Below are 16,953 nucleotides of genomic sequence, written 5' to 3'. Positions count from 1 at the left end.
TCTTCCCTGGACGGCTACGATCATCCGGACGGCCCCGATGGGGCATCCCGCCCGTCCAGGATCAAGGAACCCGCCGGGGCCCGCACCCGGGACGACCCCGTTCAGGCCGGCCCGCCACAGGGCGGGAACCTACGGCCCCCGCCGGATGCGCAGGGCCGCCCGCCGTGGGGCACGCGGGAGCAGGCGAAGATCACGCTCCTCATACACGACCACCACGGACTCGGCGGGACGAGCCGGACCACCCTCAATCCCGCCGCGGCGCCCGCGGACCGGCACCCGGTCACGAGCCTCCCGCTGCAGCGGCACCCCCGGCCCCCACGACTGCCGCCACAGTGAGATACGCGGGCCCGGAGTCCACCGTCCACCGTCGGCGGACCCGGCTTCATCCCACAGCCGAGCAGCAGCTTCTTCACCCTCCGCTCCCGCTTCCCGAACCACTCCGAGCCCTCCCACCGCTCATCCAGCGACTGCCGCTCGGCTGCGTCACGGCGCTGCCTCCTGCCTCCCGGCTTCGGCAGCCTCCACGGCACGCCGGCTCTGCCTGCGGCGCCGGCGATACCCGGCTGCGGTGTGGGTGTCGGAGAGCACCTGCAGCAGCGGCTCGAGTTCCTGGCCGCGTTCCCGCGCGACGCGGAACCACACCGATCCCATCGGGCCGTGCTGCTGCAGACGCTCCCGTGTCGTCACCACCACCGGGACCCTGGCGGTGAAGTCGAGGTGGAACCGCCATCATCGGGGTGGCTGTAGCCGGCGTGTTCGGTCCCGGCCCAGAACTCGCACGACAGCCCGGCGACCGCGCGCATACGGTTGGCCAACGCGGTGGGGCCGGCCCCCGTGAGCACGATCGCCACCGGCGGCAGACCCGACAGGCCGGTGCGGGGGCAGAGGGTCTCCCAGGACGGCACCGTGTTCATCTCGCCGATCGTGCCGCGGCCGGGGCCCGGCAGCCCCAAAGGCCGCACCCGGCGGGCGTAGCAGTCCGCGTAGGACCCGGCCTTGTCTGCCAGGACGTGCGCGGGCTCGGTCGCCCGGTCGACCTCCACCATCAGCAACCGCACACCTGCGGCCTTGTCCTGGAACATCGCATCGGCGCGGACGTTCCGCTTGCCCGAGCCGGTGAGCGGGTGCGGCACCTCGGTGCGCCATGCCTCGAGGCCGCCCATCCGGCCGCAGCACCCGGTGCTCTGCCGCCGCAGATGAAGGCCGTGACCGTGGCATTGACCGCCATCGCGTGCGGCACGCCCCCGATACCCGCACCGCGGGTAAATGGCCGCCCATCACGTCCTGTTCGCGCCCGAGTTGCTCCGCGGCCGCGCCCAGGCCTGGCCGGTGTCAGGCACCACAGCTTCCGCGACGGCTCACCCACACGGTCCGGCGCACCGAACTTCCCCGCCGGACCCGCCGTGCCACCCTCGACGACCACCAGCTTGTCGGCCTGGAGTAGCAGCAGGGCGTTGCGGATCGCCCTGTCGTCGAGAAGGTGCGGGCGGACCAATCCCACGATCTGCCTCGCCATCGCCACCTCCAGCACACCCAGCACCCGCAGCACGTCCATCCGGTCCCGCACCGTCGACCGCGGCCGCCGCGCCTGCTTCCCCCCGATCTGGTCACCGAGCCTGCCGCATCCGCCACGTGAGCCTGCCTGCGACATCTGGCTGCGGAGGCTGTCCATGGTCGCCCGGCCCGGCTCTCCTCCCCGGCCGACACAACCAGCGGCCGCCAGCTTCCGCCAGGTACGGCCAAGGAGAGTGGAGAGCACATCGCCATCGGCGCCATCGCCATCCGCTTCGGGGATCACCTCCGCTCGCGCGGAGATGGTCCGGAAGGCACGCACCTGAGCGGCCGGCAGCTGTAGTGCTCTCCGCGCGAGCGGAGATGGTCCGTGCCCGCGGCTGGCAGGCCCGGGGCGTGGCCGGGGAACAGAAACCCACAACGCACCAGGGCCACCGGGCCCAACAGCACCTTCATGACCCGTATCCTGAGTCAGGTGTGCCAGAGCGTTCCCGGGGGGGAATATGAAGAAGCATCGGCCTGTGTTCCGCTGGATCACCGCTCTCGGACTGGTCCTGATGGCCGGCGGCATCGGCTTCTACTGGGCTGATCCGCAGAACGCGCCCAGCAAGCAGGTCGAGCTGACCGTGCTCCAGGAGGATGCCGACGGGACCTGCACGGTGCAGTGGCACGACCCGGTCAGCGGCCACGACCGCAAGGGGCCGTTCCACTGCGACGCCGACCGCGACTCGCTCCTCAAGGTGCCCCAGGGGGCCGGCTGGGACACAGGTTTCGTCGTCACCAGCGGCCCGTACAAGGACCGCCTGTACTCGGCAGACGACGAGACGTGGCAGACGAACGCCTCCGACGTCCTCATCTCCGTTTCCGTGCTCGCGCTGAGCGTCGGCGTCATCGGCGGCAGCATCCGCGCCGTGACGCGCCTCAGCGGAGTGCGCCCGGAGACCGTGCGCCGGGCCAGGCGGCTGAGAGAAGCCGCTGCGCTCGCGGCACAGGACCACCAGCGGGCAGTGGAAGCGGTGCGGGCCGCCGCACAGGCCTGGGGCAGCGGCGGCATCGGGGCGCTGACAGCGGACGGCGAGCGAACGGACCCGCAGACCGCCGCACTGCTCACCGCCGTGCAGATCCTCGTCAACGCCGGCCCCCAGGCCACGTACGTGGCCGCCGCGGGACAGGAACTCGCAGCGCGGCTGGACGGCCTGCTGGCCGAGGCCGAGCCGACCGAAGGGTGGCGGCAGATGCTGGACGCAGGGACCGAGGAGCGAAACCGGGCACGTGTCGCCATCGGCAAGCTGCACGCAGTGGTGGAAGAGGCCGAGGCGCGCGGACTGCCCGAGCAGTTCGCGCAGACGTCAGTCGACCTGCTGCGCACCCCGGGCGACGGGCCGGGAGCCCTTCCGGCGTGGCTCGACTACGAAGCGCGGCCCGCGGAGTACCGCAACGTCCTCACCTCGCTCGTCAGCCCCGCGCTCGCCCCGCCGCGCGAGAGCGCCTGAAGCAGAACACGCACAGGGCACGGCTTGATAGCAGCAGCGCGTGAAGGGCCGAGGCCGGACTTCCCCCAGGGCCCGTGCCCGGTCCTTGTACGCCGCCCTGGCTGCCCCGCTGACACCAAGTGGCACAACCCAGCCCGGCCCGGATACGGACGCCAGAGCGGTCCGGGCGTGAGACGGCTGGCCGGGCCGATCAGTAAGACGGCCGGTGGCTCTGTCGGACAGAGGCCGTATCGAGGGTCCAACAACCAAGATCAGCCGTTGACTGGACACACCCGGTTCGCTCCGCCGCCTTGACCGGGGACGCCTGGTTAGGCTCCGCCATCTTCACCGCGGACGTCCGGTTCGATGCAGCAGTGTTCAAGGGGACGTCGGTGTTGGGTCCGTTGGTGTGCGCAGGGACGGTGGTGTTGTCGCGTGCGTCGTTCGGGACGGCGGTGACGGTGGAGGTTGCGTCGGCTGCCGTGATCTTCCGGCGGACGCGGTGGGAGCAGATGGCCATGGTGTGGCTGCGGTACGCCGAGGTGGATCTGACCGACGCGGTAGCCGAATACCCTGTGACCGTCGCCGCCCGCCCACGCAATTTCACGAGCCACGCAGGCGCGCCAGTCCTTGAGAGCGTGCTTGGTGGCATGCCGACGGATCAGGTGCCGGTGACTTCGCTGCGGGGGGTGGACGCCGCCCATCTGGTCCTGACCGACCTCGACCTGAGCCGGTGCCTGTTCGCCGGCACGGTCCACCTGGACCAGCTGCGCCTTGAGGGCGCTGGCCGAGGAACACCACTGGGGCCAGAGCGTTCCCCACGCCGTCGCCGGCTGGCAGCCACCCCCCGCCAGTGCCGGCGGGGATGTGGTGCAGCCGCGGGCTCTGGCCGCGGCCTACCGGGCGCTGCGCAAGTCGTATGAGGACTCCAGCAACGCGCCCGGGGCCGCGGACTTCTACTACGGCGAGATGGAGACGCGCCGCGCCGACCCCCGCACACCGCCGGCTGAACGCGGCCTGCTCACCGCGTACTGGGGCCTGTCCGGGTACGGGCTGCGCCACTCCGTGATCTTCCGATCCTCCGGCAAGGACCTCACCACCGCCGGCACCTACACCGAAATGGCCTCACGCCTGACCGAACCCGTCCTCCTCGGCCTGGCCGTCCTCGCTGTCCGCGGCCGCATCAAACGCTGACCGCACACGCCAAGGCCACCCCCACCCCGACGGTCAACGCAGGGGGCGGGTTTCAGCCTCGTCGACGCGGCCGCCTGGTCCGAGGGCACGTACACCGCCGACAGCCTCACCACCTGCCGGGGCATGAGCTTCTCCGCCCGGTTCAACGCGCACGTCGAACTGGCCTGGCCGGCCAACGCCCAGTTCGAGCTGGCCGATGCGATCCAGATCAACGGCGGCGCCCTGGCGGTGCGGGTCCTGCACGGCGTCTACGCCAACGGCCCCGCCCGGCACGAGCGGCACAGCTTCGGCGTCTCCCAGGCGTCCGGACTGGCCCCGCACACCGGCTACGCAGCCCGTGTCTGCCCGGCGGTCCACGTGATCGCGGGGAGCGTCACGTTCAACCAGTGGATCACCGACACCGACCTGCTCGTGGTCACTCGATAGGAGCCCGGCATGCACTACTTCGTCAACGACGGCGGCAGGTGGATGTCGATCGGCGTCGACATCGACGTGCTCGGGATCGGCCCGGACGGCTACCGCGAAGTCGGCGAGGACGAGTTCAACGAGGCCGCCGGAATCGTCGTCATGACGCCGGACCGCCGACGAAATGCGGTGACCTCTGGCTTTCAGCGCTCCGTACAAGACCGTTCCCGGGCGTGACGGGCGGGATTCCCGGCTCTTGTGCTCTCCTACGGTTTGTTCGCCTGCTCGCGGCAGTGGGCGAGGAGGTCGCGGACAGTGAGGGTGTCGGGGTGGTCGGGGCCGAGCACCCGTACCAAGTCGTCCAATAACTCTGCGAACGTGGTTGCAGCGCCGCCCTCGTCCCCCGCCATCCCCCGCCACCGGGCGAGGTAGCTGCGGGTGGCGAAGGTGTACCGGTGGTCCGGACCAAATACCCGCAGCCGGTCCTGCAGCAGGTCGGCGAACGCTTCCACGGCGCCGGCCGGATCCCCTGCCTCCCCCTGCCACCAGGCGAGGTCGGTGCGGGTGGTGAAGGTGTCGGGGTGGTCGCGACCCTGCACCCGCAGCCGGTCCCGCAGCAGCTCGGCGACCGCGGCTGCGGCGCCGGCCGGATCCCCTGCCATCCCCTGCCACCAGGCGAGGTAGCCGCGGGCGGTCAGGGTGTCCGGGTGGTCGGGGCCGAGCACCCGCAGCCGGTCCTCCAGCAGCTCGGCGAATGCCTCAGCGGCACCAGTCGGGTCCCCCGCCTGCCCCCGCCACCAGGCAAGGCCCCCGCGGGCGGTCAGGGTGTCCGGGTGGTCGGGGCCGAGCACCCGCACCAAGTCGTCCAGCAGTTCTGCGGTCGCGGCTGCGGCGCCGCCCTCGTCCTCCATCGCGCCCTGCCACCGGGTGAGGTGGCGGCGAGCGGTGAGGGTGTCGGGGTGGTCGGGGCCGAGGTCGTGGCGGGTGGTGTGGCTGAGCTGCCGGAAGTGGTCGAAGGCGGCAACGGCCTGCCCGGATTCGCCCAGGCTTTCCCCGTACCGGTAGAGGACCGCGTGGGTGTTGGGCCGGTGGAGGGACCGTGCGGGTTCGGCGCGGTTGGCCAGGACGGCGGTGCCGGCGCGCAGGGCTTGGGCGAGGGCTGTGTCGCGTTCGATTTTGGGCCAGGCAGCCAGGAGTGCGTCGGCTGCCGCCCGGATGCAGGCGGTGTGCCGGTCGGGGGTGAGAGTGTCGCTGGTGGTGCGTTGGATCAGGGCGTGGACGCGAACAGCCTGGTGCGGGGTGTCAGGGGTGTGGTCGATCAGGCTCAGGCGGTCCAGCACCCGCAGCGCCTGGTAGACCTGCTCCCCAGACACCGCCGCCACGACGTCCGCGCCGCGCCGCCACCACCGGCGCTCCCGCTTCGTCTCCTGCTGGGCGCACCACGCACGGGCCGGGTGGGAGGTCAGGACCGCCGCGGGGATGCCGTTGGGGTCGAGCAATGCTGTCAGTTCGAGCAAGCGGCGGGCCAGGCCGGGCGGGCCCTGGCGGTCGGCGAGGTCCACCGACAGCGACCAGGCAGCGCTCACCCGGTGGCGCTGACCGTCCGGGAGACCGCCAGGTGCCGGCAGGGCGCGGTCCAGGGTGCTGGTGCGGTCGGCCAGCAGCACCCGGTAGTCCGCTGCGCTGAGGGCCTGGTCGACCAGGTAGGCCGCGGCCTGCGACAGCGCAAGCGGCAGGCACCCCAGATCCTCCGCAAGCGCCGCGAGCTGCTGGTCGGGTTCGGTACGGCCATGCGCGGCCAGCGCTCCGGACAGGCACGCGGCGGCCTCCGTGGTGGAGAAGACGCCGACGTCGATACGGCGGCCCTGACCGGCCAGCGCCGCATCCCTGCGCCGGGTCGTGACCAGGGTCCGCCCGGCGGGATTGTCGGGCGGCCACAGACCCGCCAGGTCGGCGGGGTCGGCGACATCGTCGAGTACCACCAGCCACCGGTGTGACCGGGCCCGCAACCACGCCAGGAACGCCGCCGCCGCCCGCTCGGGATCGGTCGGGTCGGCCCCGCACAACTCCTCACCGGCCTGCGCGTATGCGGCCAGGACCGTGCTGCGGGAGACCGCGGTCACCCACACCAGCATCTCGACCTCGTGCTCGTCCCAGGCCCGGTGCGCGAAATCCGCCGCCAACTGGGTCTTGCCGACCCCGCCCATCCCCGTCAGCACCTGGCACAGCACCGCCGTGCCACCACCGTCGACCGCCGCCCGCAACCGTTCGGCTTCGGCACGGTCCTGGAAGGACCGTGCCCGGGACGGCACCACTCCCACCTGATGCGGCAAGTCCACGGCTTGTCGCGGGGGCGCATGGAAGTTGATATCGCCGTCGACCCGGGCCGCCGCCAACGACCCGCCCGCGGCGCGGAGATCCACGTTCCCGCCCACGGCCGTGCCACCATCCCCCGCGCCAACCGCCGGCCGTGACCCCCCGCCCCGCCCACGCCGCCGACCCATCGGCTCCCCTCCCGCACTGTCCGGCCCACCCCCCGTCCCCCAGGGCCGGATGCCTCAGCAACCAAGCCCAGCACACACCCGGCATTCCGTCACCCCGAAAACCCCAACTCGTCGGTGGCCCGCATCGGGGACGAGGATCTCCGGGTGCGGGTGCAGGCCCTGCCCGAACAGCGCCGCCATCTCCACCTCGGTCACCACACCCGACATCCCCAGCAGCGGCGCCTCGCGGCCGGTCCACTACTCCGATGGCACCCCGGCCAACTCCTGGCCGACCGGTAGCGGCACGTCGCGGTCCCGGTGGCCATCGCCCACCGCCACACTTCTCAGGTGGTACCGGTACGCAGGCCCGGGGTCGAATCTCGCTATCGACATCGACCCAGCGCAAACACCCCGCCCCGGCCGGGCAGAACGGCGCGGTGGGCACCAGGCCGGCAAGCCGGGAGGGGATGGCTGGGACGACTGCGTGCGCCGTCCCGTACGGCGGTGCGGTGCGGTGCGAGGGCAGAACGAGATGGGCTGTCCCAAAGCTCCGACTCGCGGTCCAGACCGTCCCCTGCCGACGGTGTGCGGCAGTAGTTGTCGTGGCTCTGCAGGCGGTCGGTCAGGGTGTTTGCTCCCGTGCGGTCGTCTCCGGCTGCTCGGCATCCCGGTCGTCCTGGGGCGGTCGGACCACCAGGGATTCGGGCGTGCTCGTTGTCAGTTGTCGCTCGGTTTGCGGAAGCAGCGCGAGTAGACGTCGAAGACGATCGCTGGATCGCCGCGTTGGAGGTTCTTGTGCCAGGTAGCGTCGAGCTGCGTTTTCGTGGCCAGGTGGACGGCCTGGATCTCCTGGCTCCTGCTCAGGCTTCTGTCGGGGCCGTTCTTCACCACCTTCCAGCCCTGTTCTGGGAGGCCCGCGACCAGGTTGGCCATCGCCTTGCCCAGGGTGGTGTTGTCCACCTCTGTCAGGGACCAGATGTTGAGCATCTCGCGGTTCGGGTCGTCGTCGCTGTCGTAGTTGCAGGAGACCTCGGTGACGCCGCCTCCGGTGATCCTGCCTTTGACCTGCGTCATGGTGACAACGGCGTCGGTCTGCGTGCTGACCTCGTCAGTGACAGCCTGCGGGTCGCGGACCGGCGTGCTGTGGCCCGCACCGCATCCTGCGGCCTGTGTGAGGGCGAACACGAGCGCCGCGCCTCGCCAGGCATAGCGTGCTCGGGTTGTTGCCGGCATCAGAGGGACTCCTGTACAGGGATGAAGAAACGCGAGTCGACGGAGAAGATGATCAGCGGATCCCGTCCGTGGATGCCCTTCCTCATGGTGGCTTCGAGTTGAGCACGGGTCGCCATGTGGACGGCCAGGATCTGCTGGTTCCTGCTCTGGCTGGAGTCGGGGCCGTTCTTCGCCAGGGTCCAGCCGTTTTCCGGCAGGCGGTCGGCGAGAGCGGCTGAAGCGGAACCGGGCGGTGGCCACCCGTTTCGACAAACTCGCGGTCCGTTTCGAAGCGACCGTCCTGATCGCCGCGATCAACGAATGGCTGTGACCTGACGGACGAGTCGGTCCCGCATGTCATCCTGACCGCGATCAGGTCAGCGGGGTGAGGGGAGGCAGAGCCGATGGGGGCTACGCACCACCGGGCCGAGAGCGAGAGCGGCGACCACGTCGACGACCCGTCCGAGGACATGCTGTTCATGCTCATCGAGGACCTCAACGACTCGGACAACACCTTCGTCGTCATCCAGCCCGACGAGGACGACCCGGCCTGGTTCACCTTCCGTCGCCGTCCTCGACGGCGGCCTGTCCCAGAGCTTCGCAGAAGTGCGATTTTCCGGTCCCGGACGGGCCGACGACGCAGAGGTTCTCCCGGCGGCCGACCCATTCCAGGGTCCGCAGCGACGACAGGATGGGGACCGGAATGGAGGAGGCGTCCTCGTTCCAGATGTGGAAGGTCTTGCCGGTGGGGAACGCCGCGCGTTGGCGGCGGGTGCGCAGGTTGGAGGCATCGCGCCCGGCGGCTTCCTCGGCGAGCAGTGCCCGGACGACCTCGGCGGGGTCCCAGCGCTGGGCTTTGGCGACCGGGACGATCTCGGTCAGGGCGCGTCGGATGTGCGGGAGTTTCAGCTTGCGTGTCAGCGCGATCGCCCCGTCGAGGGCAGCGCCAGAGGTCGCGGCGACCGCGGAGGCCGGGGCCTGGGCACGGGGACGCGGAACGGACAGGGTGCTGGTGGTGTCGCTCATGGGCAGGGGGTCTTCCTGATCGGTGCGGACAGCCCTCGGCTAGGGTGCCGGGATGCTGGAGAAGGTGGGTGCTGAGGTTCTGGCCGAGCGCGAGCGCATTGCGGCCCGGGTGCGGGACGAACTGGTGGCCGCCGGCTTGCCAGTCGTGGCGCCGGGGCTGAATCCGGTGCTGGCACAAGGCGTTGAGGTCACCGTCGACCCGTTCGACGACGCAGCCGGCGGGGTGTCGGTGGGCTGGAAGTCCAGCCCGCGGCTGCAGAGCTGTGTGCTCCGGGCGGTGAAACACAGCCTCCTGGACGATCCGGCGCTGGCCCATCAACAGGTCGTGCTGGAGGCGATGCTTGCGGCGATCACTGCGATCCTCGGGTCGGCCGGGTTCACGGTGCGCGACAGCCTCAACGACTACGCACCTTTCACTTTGGAGGTGCCGGCCGGGCCCGGTGGCAGCCCGTCGTGGGGGCCGCGCGAGGAAGAGGTGGCCGTGTCGGGCTGGTCGGGATCCTCAGCCGGAGAATCCGAATCCTGACCAGGCCGAGGTGCCCGGTTGAAGGCTGTGCTGTTCGCCGGGCTTGGTCGGCTCGGCATCGTCGTGCTCGACCTGGTGGGCCAGGATCGCCATCAGGTCGCCGTCGGCGAACTGCTCGACGGTCGCGGCGGTGCCCAACGACCGGTCGACCGCGTCGATGCCGTGCAGCTTCGCCAGCGCGACCGCGTCGGTCATCTTCGCCGACACCCGCCGCACTCCTGCCTCGCCGGCTTCCTGCAGCCACAACGCCGCGCCTGGCCCAAGCGCCAGGAACTCCGCCTCGGCCGGAGTGGTCGGCGTCGGCACCCGCTCGCCGCGGGCGCTCTCGGGGTAGTGGGCGTCGTCGATCCGCGGGTTGCCCGGGGTGGAGCGGGTGTGTCGGGCGGCCTCGACCGGCAGGCCCTCGATCATCGCGGTGACGATCAGGTCATCGCCGTGGAAGCGAACCCAGACACTCTGCTCGATCAAGGCGTGTGGCACCGAGTAGCGGACCGCGTCGACCTGGATCGTGGCGTCCTTGCCGACCGGGCGGCTCTGCCCGAGGGCTGCGGTGAACGCGTGCTGGGGCACGGGATGCAGCCGCTGGCGTTCCTCGGCGAGCATCTGGGCGGGGACCCGCCGGGTCTCCCGGTGGGCCCGGCTGTTGACCTCGGCCATGAAGGCGTCGCAGGCCGCCAGCAATGCCGGGAAGTCGCGGTATTCCTCGCGCAGGTTCACCGCGGTCGGCACCAGGTCCCGCTTGGCGATGCGGACGGTGGCCTCGGACCCGCCCTTGGACTCGGGGTCGGCGGGCAGGCATGTGCGCACGACCGTGCCGTAGTAGCGGCCGATCGGCACGATCTCGGGGTTGCGGATCGCGATCCGTGCGATGTGCTTGACCGTGACGGTCTTCTCGTTGTCGGTCAGGCAGTAGGTCGGCACCCCGCCGACCAGCCGGAACGTCTGGTCCAGGCAGGCGGCGATCGTCGGCAGGGTCTTGTCGAGCACCGGGATCACCACCCGGAAGCGGGGCCAGGCCAGCCAGGCGCACCACAACTGGGTCTGGCGGCCCTCGACCGTCGGTCCCCATCCCCAGTCCCACTGCAACCACATCCCAGGCTCCGGGGTCCACGGGCGGTAGACCCGCCGGCGCTCGGATCGGTAGGACTCCTTGGCGGCGGCCACTGCCCGCCGGGTGGTGCGGTCAGTCCCGCCGAAGCCCATGGCCTCGATCTTCTTGCGAACAGCGTCCGCGCCGATCTTTCCGTGCGACCGCTCGACGAGCTCCTCGACCTTCGGTAGGAACTCGTCGATCAGTTTGGTCCGGGCCACCGGCTCGGTCCTCGGGCTTCCTCACCCCGGCTGTGCAGCGGTAGGTCCTTGGAAACCAGATCCGGGCGGAGCCTGATCCAGCGGACGCTGTGTCGCCACCCGCCTCCGGCGACCCGGAAGGCGTCCACACTGACCTCTCCGACCGCCTCGGGCTTCACGAGGTCGACACCAGCAGGTCGCGAGAACCCCGGCTTGCCGAGAAGCGCCGGCCCTCCCACGAGTGGCCGGGCGAGGCCGGCGTCAGTACCGCGGCAAGGTCCCGCGCCTGGCACGCCCTCAGCGCTGCGGTGCGACCGAGATGGCGCAGGCGCCCGCCGGCGTCCCACCAGCCCAGCAGCGCGGTCCCCGAGCGATGCGCTGTCCCGGCGACTGCCCCGACCACAGCCTCGCGCGTATCGCGGACCCGCCACTTCCTCCGCCCGGCCCGCGCGCCGCGCCGGCCGGGCCGACAGGCGGCTGACGTGGGATTGAGCGCTGCCACAGGCCGACGGGCCGCTGGTGGAGGTGCGGCTGCCCGAGGACCAGGAGCATCGTGGGATGTACAGAACCTCATGAAGGAGTCTGAGATGAGTGCCTTGGTACGCCCTCGCGAAGGCCGTGTGATCGGCGGCGTCTGCGCCGCGCTCGCCAACCGGTTCGGCACCTCCGCGACGACAATGCGCATCATTTTCCTGGTGTCCTGCCTGCTACCCGGGCCGCAGTTCGTGCTCTACATCGTGCTGTGGATCGTCCTCCCGGACGAGAACCGGACCGCGGCGCCGGCCCATTAGCCGCGCCACAACGGGCCACGCCCCCTGCCCGTGACAGGGGTCGTGCGGCCCATTCGCGCAGGTGCGGGTCAGCCGCCTTCGTTGAGACAGGCGAGCAGGCCGGATGCCGGGCCGATCTGGTTCCGGGACGGAAGCAGATCGAATGAACCGGGCCGGCCCGGCGCAACCCAGCGTCGACCAGGAGACCACCGTTGGCGACCACCGGGCGGGCTGGCACGTCCGGGAGGCCCTCCCCCGCTAATCGAGCCAGATCAGAACCGTGAGCGGCGCTGACCAGGACGGGGAGCAAGCGGCAGGCCCCGAACTGCTTCCTGACCGGCTCCTCGCGATGGACTTCGGAGAACACCGCTTTGCCATCCCGCTGAACCAGGCCTCGGGTGCGGCGGCGGGCGGGCACGGATCGGCGCCCGGTTCCGAGCATGGGTGCCTGCGTCCTGCGATGGGCCGCGGGTAGCCGGGGGTACGAGGTGGATGCGGGATGAGGGAATCGTGGTCGGCACCTACGCGGTCGGGGTGCTGGTGTGGCACTTCGGCGGCCGTACCGGCGGCGGACACCCGCGGCCCCAGTCCTGGCTCGGCGGACCCGCGCTCGCCGTCGCCGTGGGACTGTGGGCGCTGATCAAGCACCAGGGGAAGAAACACCCCACCCCCGGCAGCGCCCAGAACTGACGCACGCCAGGCCCACCGGTGGGATGCTGGCCTGCGCCGTCCGAGGGTTGTCCCGCCGTGGGCGAGCCCCCTTCTGGACCCGGCGCGGCAGTGCTTGGCCGATGCGGTCGGGTCGGCTCGTCGGGGCAGGCTGGTTGGTGCGGGCCTGATAACCGTACCGGCGGCAGGTGGAGGAGTTCGCCTGGCCGACCCGCTGGCGCCCAGACGGCGCGGCGGTGGCGCTGGTGGTGTCGGAGCTGGTGACGAACGCGCTGCGGTCCGCGGGTGGGCTGGTCGGGCCGTCTTTGTTCTTCGGTGCGCGGCGGGTGCGGATCGCGGTCAGCGACGACTCGCGCACCCTGCCGGCACTGGGTCCGCACTCCGCGGGTGGGTGGGGTCTGGTGATCATCGACCGCCTGGCCCGGTCGTGGGGCGCGGTCCCGCACCCCGGCGGCAAATAGGTCTGGGCCGACCTCACCGCACCCGGCACCCCGGTTGCTGCCCCGCCGGCGCCCCATCGCACGCCCGGCGTTCCGAGTCTTCCTCAGGAATGCTTGCGCTGCTCCGCGGTCACCACCGGGAACAAGTCGGCGGCCCCGACCACGCTGAGCAGGCGCTGGACACTGGTACTCGGAGCGGCCAAGAGGATGGTCCCCCCTTGGCCCAACGCGGTCTGGCGGGCCTGCAGGAGCACCGTGAGGAAGGTTGAGTCGGCGAACGTCACCCCGGCCAGATCGAACACCACATCGGGTCGGTGAGCCAGCGCCTGGTCGGCTGCTTCCCGCAACAGGCCGGCGTTGTCCAGGTCAGCCTCCCCGTACACCCTGACCACGCTCGGAGACCCCAGCACACAGGAAACAGACAGCGGCGGCCCGCCCTGCTCAGCGGCACCAGCGGAAGAGTCCATGATCGCTCCCCGGTTCGACCTGTCCTCGGTCAAGCGTGGCACAGCGCCGGCAGCCCACGCGACGGCGGGGCCGAAAGGTCAACCCAACTTGTGCGGCGATGACAAACGTGTCCAGAGGAGCGAACCGAGCAGACAGTCGTGCACCCCAGCGCGTCACGCCGGCGAAGACTCCCCCACCGCTACCTGCCGGATCCCCCGGCCTCCACGCGACCGCCGACACGCCACGACGGTCGCGTCAGCCATTCGCCGCGCTCAGCGGTACCAGAGACGTCCGCGAACGCCTCCAGCCCGAGATCGCACAGCCCACCCCCGGGGGATCGACGTTCCGGCAGCCTGAACGGTCGGCGGCCAGGGCGCCTCGTCATGCCCCTCTGCGCGCGCTTGCGATTGTGGCGACGCCACAGCGCCATTACGCCTGCCAGTGCGGCCTTGAACCACATCGCGCCCTCCTCACCTCGATACATCCCCCTGCCTGACAGCCTAGGGTCCAGGCCGCGCCACCCGTTCAGGAACGCAGTTCGAGTCGATGTTCGAGCGCAGGGGCCGGAACTCCGGTCAGGCACCTGACACAGCCCGCCCAACCCCCACAGACGGGCCGCCCCCACCGGGGCCGCCGCGCGGACCAAGGGCGGGCGGGTGAGCAGCCGGAGCGGTTGCTCACCCGCCCGCCCGGGTCGCCACTTTCCACCGTTCCAGGGCTGTGACCTGCGGTAGTGATGTCCGTGGAACGCGTGTCCCGTGCAACTGAACCTTGACCGTTTGCCACTGGACTTCGACCAGTGGAAGCGGGCCATCGGCAGGGGTGAAGCGGTCGTGCTACCCCTGCCGCCCCTGGGACCAGCCCCCGGGACAGCAGGTGTGCGGCAGGTCAGCCGAACTTGTACACGGTCACGGTCACGGAGCCGCCTTCGGCGCTGATGGTGTAGTCGCCGGGGCCGGTGAAGGGCAGGCAGCCGTCGGCGAGGATGTCGTCGTCGTTGATGCCGGTGTCGTCTTCGCCGACGTTGGCGCAGATCTCACTGACTGGGTGGGGGACGAACCGGTGGTCGAAGGGGCCGAAGTCCGGGTAGCGGGGCAGGGTGGGGGTGTTGATGCCCACGTCGGGGTGCTCCCAGAGCGCGGTCGGCTGCCCCCACGGGGCCCGCACGTCGACCTCGCCGTAAGGCTCGGGCAGATTGTTGTCGTCGCTCTCACGGGGGTTGGAGAACGTGATCGAGTAATAGATGGGCCCAGGCCCGGCGGGCACCTGAGCGTGGGCCGCGCTGACGTTGGCCATGCCCGTCAGCATCAGGGCCGTTGAGGCGAAGGCCGCCACCCGGCCCGCAGAGCGCAGACGCATCCCGATCTCCTTCTACTCGTTCCGTAGCCGTTTGACTACTCTATGTAGTCTACCTGATACGGAACGTGACATTACTCAACGAACGCACGTTTGGTCCTCGATCCCCCGAGCGGGGCCGCAGCCTGGGAGTCCCTGCGTCGCGCCACCGGTCAAACATCAGTGGCAATCGGTCAAGGTTCAGTGACACCGGACAACGCGGTCCGGGCGCGGCGCCTCCTCCCCTTCGTGGCCCTCCCTGGTTCGTGGCCATCCCGGGTGCGGTGCCGCCCAGCCGTCGTCGGCGTGGGGAGTCAGAGGGCGACGATTCCCTCGCCGCCGGCGGCGTTCGGCACCGTCACGGTGCCCGTCTTGGTCAGGGAGCCGTCGGCGGCCTGGTCGTAGGCGACGACGGAGTTGCCCTGGAGATTGTCCGTTCGAGCCCTTGTGCGGGGAGTGCGCGTCGGCCGGGCCCGCGAACACCGCGGCGGAGGCGAGGGCCGCGGTGAGGAGGCCGGTGGCGCGGAGTGCGGTGGAGGTCATGATCGTCCCTTTCGGAAGGCGGTTCCGGGGGCCGGCGGCGAGCGCCGTTCCCCATCACCTCGTCTGCTGCCGGCAGGGATGTGCCTCTTGCATGACGCAACTCTTACGCGGGGCGCGGTTGGCCGGGTCGGAGGCGCTCTGTGGTTACGATCTTCGCGTGGCAGACAACGAATACGACGTGATCGTGATCGGAACCAGCCAAGGCGGCCGCTTCCTCCCCCCTGAGCTGGCGAAGGCCGGCAAGAAGGTGGCGCTGGTCGAGCGCGGCCATCTGGGCGGGGTCTGCGTGAACACCGGCTGTACGCCGACGAAGACGATGGTTGCCAGTGCGCGTCTGGCCTATCAGGCGCGCAGGGGCGCGGAGTACGGCGTGCGTACGGGCCCGGTGTCGGTCGACCTCGCCGCAGTCCGGGAGCGCAAGCGGGCCATGGTCGCGGGTGCACGCGAGAACTACGCGAGTCGCCTGACGCAGGAGGGCCTGGACCTGATCGAGGGCGAGGCCCGTTTCACCGGGCCCAAGACCGTCGAGATCGCGCTGACGGACGGTGGGACGCGAGAGATCGGCGCTCCGGTCATCGTCGTCGACACGGGCACCAGCCCCAGGCCACTGACGATCGCCGGAGCGCAGGATGTCGCGCTTCTGGACTCGACATCCATCATGGAGCTGGACACGCTCCCCGAGCACTTGATCATCCTCGGCGGGGGCTACATCGGCCTGGAGTTCGGGCAGATGTTCCGCAGGTTCGGCAGTGCGGTCACCATTGTCCACACCGGTCCGCGCCTGCTGAAGATGGAGGACGACGACGTCTCCGACGAGGTCGCCGCGATCCTGCGCGACGAGGGGATCACGATCCTGACCTCGGCGACGCCGGTCCGGGTCGAGGAGGCGGGCGGCGGGCAGGTGCGGCTGACCGTTCGCACGCGGGACGGCGAGGAGCACATCGAGGGCTCCCATCTGCTGTCGGCGATCGGCCGCGTTCCCAACACCGAAGCACTCGCGCCGGCGGCGGCCGGTCTCCGGCTGAGTGACCGCGGCTACATCGAGGTCGACGAGTACCTGGAGACCTCCGTCCCGGGCGTCTACGCGATGGGAGACGTCAAAGGCGGACCGGCCTTCACCCACCTCTCCTACGACGACTACCGCGTCCTGAAGGCCAACTTGCTCGGACCCGACAAGGTGAGCACGCGGGACAGGACTGTCCCGTACACCATGTTCATCGACCCGCAACTGGGTCGCGTGGGCATGACGGAGCGCCAGGCGCGAGAGCAGAACCGTGCGGTACACGTCGCGAAGCTGCCGATGAGCGCCGTCATCAGGGCCCTCGAGACCGGGGAGACCCGGGGCTTCATGAAGGCGGTCATTGACGCGCACTCGGGAGAAATCCTCGGCGCCACAGTGCTCGGCGTGGAAGGCGGCGAGATCATGACGATCATCCAGACCGCGATGCTGGGCAAGCTCTCGGCCACCGCCATGGCCGGCGCCATCTTCACCCACCCGCTGCTGGCAGAGGGGCTCAACAGCCTCTTTCTGACGGTTGACGGCTAAGGGCTCGTAGACAAGCGGTCTGGTAGACAAGCGGTCTGTCCGGCGACATCCCGGGCGGGTGACCGCCGCAGCTGCCCCGGCGT

15 protein-coding genes and 4 pseudogenes are annotated in these 16,953 nt (G+C 70.7%); 11 read left to right on the top strand and 8 right to left on the bottom strand.

From position 1 onward, the window contains the following. Positions 1 to 483: 483 nt before the first annotated feature. Together ACGFMP_RS17680 and ACGFMP_RS17675 are read right to left on the bottom strand one after the other, a co-directional pair. Complete coding sequence (locus ACGFMP_RS17680) at positions 484 to 690, bottom strand: hypothetical protein (RefSeq protein ID WP_393673309.1); 207 nt, start codon at positions 688 to 690, stop codon at positions 484 to 486. Then, positions 684 to 1,163 (bottom strand): replication-relaxation family protein, encoded by a 480-nt coding sequence (locus ACGFMP_RS17675; protein ID WP_393673308.1) that lies wholly within the window; start codon positions 1,161 to 1,163, stop codon positions 684 to 686. The genes ACGFMP_RS17680 and ACGFMP_RS17675 overlap by 7 nt, the downstream gene beginning before the upstream one ends. A gap of 870 nt (positions 1,164 to 2,033) precedes the next feature. Between ACGFMP_RS17675 and ACGFMP_RS17670 the strand changes: the two genes are divergently transcribed. The 4 genes from ACGFMP_RS17670 to ACGFMP_RS17655 all read left to right on the top strand — a co-directional run bounded on the left by ACGFMP_RS17670 (position 2,034) and on the right by ACGFMP_RS17655 (position 4,820). Further along, the gene (locus tag ACGFMP_RS17670; protein WP_393673307.1) at positions 2,034 to 3,005 is read left to right on the top strand and encodes a hypothetical protein; all 972 of its coding nucleotides are present in this window, start codon (positions 2,034 to 2,036) and stop codon (positions 3,003 to 3,005) included. 753 nt (positions 3,006 to 3,758) lie between these two features. Next, complete coding sequence (locus ACGFMP_RS17665) at positions 3,759 to 4,178, top strand: hypothetical protein (protein ID WP_393673305.1); 420 nt, start codon at positions 3,759 to 3,761, stop codon at positions 4,176 to 4,178. A gap of 123 nt (positions 4,179 to 4,301) precedes the next feature. Next, entirely contained in the window at positions 4,302 to 4,604 is a 303-nt protein-coding gene (locus ACGFMP_RS17660) for a hypothetical protein (RefSeq protein WP_393673304.1), read from the top strand. A 9-nt stretch (positions 4,605 to 4,613) separates the two neighbouring features. Then, on the top strand, positions 4,614 to 4,820 hold the full coding sequence (locus ACGFMP_RS17655) for a hypothetical protein (RefSeq protein WP_393673303.1): 207 nt from the start codon (positions 4,614 to 4,616) through the stop codon (positions 4,818 to 4,820). A 29-nt stretch (positions 4,821 to 4,849) separates the two neighbouring features. Here the strand turns inward: ACGFMP_RS17655 and ACGFMP_RS17650 are convergent, their stop codons facing one another. Together ACGFMP_RS17650 and ACGFMP_RS17645 are read right to left on the bottom strand one after the other, a co-directional pair. After that, positions 4,850 to 6,895, bottom strand: a complete 2,046-nt coding sequence (locus ACGFMP_RS17650) for a tetratricopeptide repeat protein (RefSeq protein WP_393673302.1) — start codon at positions 6,893 to 6,895, stop codon at positions 4,850 to 4,852. 888 nt (positions 6,896 to 7,783) lie between these two features. Beyond that, the gene (locus tag ACGFMP_RS17645) at positions 7,784 to 8,251 is read right to left on the bottom strand and encodes a hypothetical protein (protein ID WP_393673301.1); all 468 of its coding nucleotides are present in this window, start codon (positions 8,249 to 8,251) and stop codon (positions 7,784 to 7,786) included. 259 nt (positions 8,252 to 8,510) lie between these two features. On the opposite strand from ACGFMP_RS17645, the pseudogene ACGFMP_RS17640 reads away from it, so the two are divergent. Continuing rightward, a pseudogene (locus ACGFMP_RS17640) lies at positions 8,511 to 8,609 on the top strand (IS5/IS1182 family transposase); the annotation flags it as partial. 73 nt (positions 8,610 to 8,682) lie between these two features. Then, positions 8,683 to 8,863 (top strand): annotated as a pseudogene (locus ACGFMP_RS17635) (hypothetical protein); the annotation flags it as partial. Here the strand turns inward: ACGFMP_RS17635 and ACGFMP_RS17630 are convergent. Further along, positions 8,846 to 9,304 (bottom strand): annotated as a pseudogene (locus ACGFMP_RS17630) (ATP-binding protein); the annotation flags it as partial. The pseudogenes ACGFMP_RS17635 and ACGFMP_RS17630 sit on opposite strands and share 18 nt — an antisense overlap. Before the next feature lie 52 nt (positions 9,305 to 9,356). Here ACGFMP_RS17630 and ACGFMP_RS17625 point away from each other — a divergent pair. Beyond that, positions 9,357 to 9,830: a hypothetical protein gene (locus ACGFMP_RS17625; RefSeq protein WP_393673300.1), complete on the top strand. Its 474-nt coding sequence runs from the start codon at positions 9,357 to 9,359 to the stop codon at positions 9,828 to 9,830. Here the strand turns inward: ACGFMP_RS17625 and ACGFMP_RS17620 are convergent. Next, positions 9,807 to 11,162: pseudogene (locus tag ACGFMP_RS17620) on the bottom strand (IS21 family transposase); the annotation flags it as partial. The gene ACGFMP_RS17625 and the pseudogene ACGFMP_RS17620 overlap by 24 nt on opposite strands. 545 nt (positions 11,163 to 11,707) lie before the next feature. On the opposite strand from ACGFMP_RS17620, the gene ACGFMP_RS17615 reads away from it, so the two are divergent. The 3 genes from ACGFMP_RS17615 (at position 11,708) to ACGFMP_RS17605 (ending at position 13,020) form a co-directional block, all read left to right on the top strand. Next, the gene (locus ACGFMP_RS17615; RefSeq protein WP_393673299.1) at positions 11,708 to 11,911 is read left to right on the top strand and encodes a PspC domain-containing protein; all 204 of its coding nucleotides are present in this window, start codon (positions 11,708 to 11,710) and stop codon (positions 11,909 to 11,911) included. A gap of 471 nt (positions 11,912 to 12,382) precedes the next feature. Next, entirely contained in the window at positions 12,383 to 12,580 is a 198-nt protein-coding gene (locus ACGFMP_RS17610; protein WP_393673298.1) for a hypothetical protein, read from the top strand. Positions 12,581 to 12,747: 167 nt separating this feature from the next. After that, complete coding sequence (locus ACGFMP_RS17605; RefSeq protein ID WP_393673296.1) at positions 12,748 to 13,020, top strand: ATP-binding protein; 273 nt, start codon at positions 12,748 to 12,750, stop codon at positions 13,018 to 13,020. Between the two features lie 83 nt (positions 13,021 to 13,103). On the opposite strand, the gene ACGFMP_RS17600 is transcribed toward ACGFMP_RS17605, so the two are convergent. Both ACGFMP_RS17600 and ACGFMP_RS17595 read right to left on the bottom strand, forming a co-directional pair. Beyond that, positions 13,104 to 13,466, bottom strand: a complete 363-nt coding sequence (locus ACGFMP_RS17600) for an STAS domain-containing protein (RefSeq protein WP_393673295.1) — start codon at positions 13,464 to 13,466, stop codon at positions 13,104 to 13,106. An 868-nt stretch (positions 13,467 to 14,334) separates the two neighbouring features. Beyond that, positions 14,335 to 14,805 carry a hypothetical protein gene (locus ACGFMP_RS17595; RefSeq protein WP_393673294.1) on the bottom strand — a complete coding sequence of 157 codons (471 nt, stop codon included), beginning with the start codon at positions 14,803 to 14,805 and terminating at the stop codon, positions 14,335 to 14,337. Positions 14,806 to 15,481: 676 nt separating this feature from the next. Between ACGFMP_RS17595 and ACGFMP_RS17590 the strand changes: the two genes are divergently transcribed. Continuing rightward, complete coding sequence (locus ACGFMP_RS17590; protein ID WP_393673293.1) at positions 15,482 to 16,870, top strand: mercuric reductase; 1,389 nt, start codon at positions 15,482 to 15,484, stop codon at positions 16,868 to 16,870. Positions 16,871 to 16,953: the final 83 nt, after the last annotated feature.

It is taken from the genome of Streptomyces sp. NPDC049040 (genome assembly GCF_043197715.1).
Classification (GTDB): Bacteria; Actinomycetota; Actinomycetes; order Streptomycetales; family Streptomycetaceae; genus Actinacidiphila.
This window is presented reverse-complemented; position numbering and strand designations above follow the sequence as displayed.

Coding starts and splice junctions, on each gene's coding strand:
- ACGFMP_RS17675 (WP_393673308.1), bottom strand. CDS start 1,163: ATGGGCGGCCTCGAGGCATGGCGCACCGAGGTGCCGCACCCGCTCACC.
- ACGFMP_RS17610 (WP_393673298.1), top strand. CDS start 12,383: ATGCGGGATGAGGGAATCGTGGTCGGCACCTACGCGGTCGGGGTGCTG.
- ACGFMP_RS17595 (WP_393673294.1), bottom strand. CDS start 14,805: ATGCGTCTGCGCTCTGCGGGCCGGGTGGCGGCCTTCGCCTCAACGGCC.
- ACGFMP_RS17600 (WP_393673295.1), bottom strand. CDS start 13,466: ATGGACTCTTCCGCTGGTGCCGCTGAGCAGGGCGGGCCGCCGCTGTCT.
- ACGFMP_RS17615 (WP_393673299.1), top strand. CDS start 11,708: ATGAGTGCCTTGGTACGCCCTCGCGAAGGCCGTGTGATCGGCGGCGTC.
- ACGFMP_RS17625 (WP_393673300.1), top strand. CDS start 9,357: ATGCTGGAGAAGGTGGGTGCTGAGGTTCTGGCCGAGCGCGAGCGCATT.
- ACGFMP_RS17660 (WP_393673304.1), top strand. CDS start 4,302: ATGAGCTTCTCCGCCCGGTTCAACGCGCACGTCGAACTGGCCTGGCCG.
- ACGFMP_RS17655 (WP_393673303.1), top strand. CDS start 4,614: ATGCACTACTTCGTCAACGACGGCGGCAGGTGGATGTCGATCGGCGTC.